At 53.9% G+C, this 2025-nt stretch carries 2 protein-coding genes; both read right to left on the bottom strand.

Annotated features, from left to right (window positions below; translation table 11 throughout):
* On the bottom strand, positions 1-450 hold a 450-nt coding region (locus H6F43_RS07935), incomplete at its 3' end, for a 50S ribosomal protein L25 (protein WP_190342260.1).
* A gap of 106 nt (positions 451-556) precedes the next feature.
* On the bottom strand, positions 557-1912 hold the full coding sequence (locus tag H6F43_RS07930; protein ID WP_190342259.1) for an adenylosuccinate synthase: 1356 nt from the start codon (positions 1910-1912) through the stop codon (positions 557-559).
* Positions 1913-2025: the final 113 nt, after the last annotated feature.

The raw sequence follows: 2025 nt of genomic DNA, 5'->3' as shown, positions 1-2025 counted from the left end.
ATTTGAAATATCAACTTCAATGAATTCGGGAATCCGCTCAGGCGCGCAGCGGACGTGAAGCTGCGACAGGATCACATCAAGCGCTCCGCCGCCTGTCTTGACGCCAGGAGCCTCACCCACGACATGCACGGGCACATCGGCTTCCAGCGACACTTGACTGCCCACCGAGAACAGGCTGATGTGGTAAAGGTAGCCTTTCCAAGGATGCTTCTGCACTTCCCGCAGCATTGCCTTGCCGTTCCAGGGTAAGTCGGGAACATTAACTTGAACCAAGCTGTTGTTGACTGAGGCAGACCGCAGCAATGTCTCAACCGTCTTGGCATCAACGGTTAGCGCGACGGATTCTGCGCCGTTATGACCATAGAGCGACACCGGAATTAAGCCCTCGCGACGCAGCGCATTCGCTTTGCTGCCATCTGGACGAGTTTTACAATCGAGAGTGAATTCCATAGAGTTGTTAGGGGTTGGAGGTAAACAAAAGGTAGAAACTGCAAGTGCTGAGCTAGGAATGTTGAACTGCTTGAGAGATTCAGCATTCGGCGCCTCTCATTCAAAACTAAACTTCTAGCCTGTGGCTAGCGGGTTCTGGAGTTGTGCCGTTGGTGTACAGCAGGGCGCGTTTAGGACCGTGAATTGGATCTTCCACAATAATGGTTTGGTCACGGCTGGCACCCAACGAGACGATCGCGATCGGCACGTCCATCAGCTCTGCCAGAAACTTGAGGTAGTTCAGCGCCGCCTTAGGTAAATCGTCCAGAGATCGACAGTCCGCTGTGGACTGCTTCCAGCCGGGAACGGTTTCGTATACGGGCTGGCAGCGGGCGAACTTTTGCGAATTGCTGGGGAAATCGTGGCAGCGATCGCCATCGATGTCGTAGGCAACGCAGACCTTAATTTCGTCGAGTTCGTCCAGCACGTCTAGCTTAGTAATTGCCAAGCAGTCCAGCCCATTGATCCGGACGGCGTAGCGACCAATGACCGCATCGAACCAGCCGCAGCGACGCTTGCGTCCAGTGGTGGTACCAAACTCTGCGCCCCGATCGCACAGATGCTCTCCGATCGTACCGCTCAATTCGGTGGGAAAGGGTCCTTCACCAACGCGAGTCGTGTAGGCTTTGGCAACGCCAATGACGCGATCGATCATCGTCGGACCGACGCCTGTTCCAACACAGGCGCCGCCTGCAACTGGATTTGAGGACGTGACATAGGGATAGGTGCCGTGGTCGAGATCCAGCAGTGTTCCCTGTGCACCCTCAAATAGAATGTTGCGCTTGCGCTGGACCGCCGCGTAGATCTTTAGGGAGCTATCGACCACATGAGAACGCAGGCGATCGGCGTAGCCCGAATACTCATCGATAATGGCTTCTGGATCGAGCGGTGGCAGATCGTAGAGCTTTTCCAATAGGACGTTTTTGTACTCCACGGTCCAGCGCACTTTTTTCCGCAGCACATCCGAGTCCATTAGATCGATCATGCGGAGTCCGGTACGCTCCGATTTATCCGCATAGGTGGGACCGATGCCCCGTCCAGTTGTACCGATCTTGTGGTTGCCTCGACGCTGCTCGGAGGCTTGGTCAATCAGGCGATGATAGGGCATGGTGACATGTGCCGTCTCGGAGATCAGCAAATTCTCTCCTGAGATGCCTAGGGTTGTTAGCTGATCTAACTCAGCTAGCAGAACCTTGGGGTCAATTACCGTGCCGCAGCCAATAATGCACTCGGTGTCAGGGTACAAAATGCCGGAGGGGATTAAGTGCAGCTTGAACACTTGATCCTTCACGACAACGGTGTGTCCGGCGTTCACGCCTCCCTGATACCGTACGACCACATCGGCTGAACGACTCAGCAGATCGGTAATTTTTCCTTTTCCTTCATCGCCCCATTGGGCACCCACAACAACGACGTTAGCCAAGATCTTTTAGAGGGCTAGAGTTTGCACAAACACCTATTATCACCAACGGCTGCGAAGACTGTCAATTGCAGATTGAGTGATCAAGGCAAATGCATCTATATAGTTCGGAATTT

The sequence above is a fragment of the Leptolyngbya sp. FACHB-36 genome, from assembly GCF_014695955.1.
In the GTDB taxonomy this organism is placed as follows: Bacteria; Cyanobacteriota; Cyanobacteriia; order Leptolyngbyales; family Leptolyngbyaceae; genus FACHB-36.
This window is presented reverse-complemented; position numbering and strand designations above follow the sequence as displayed.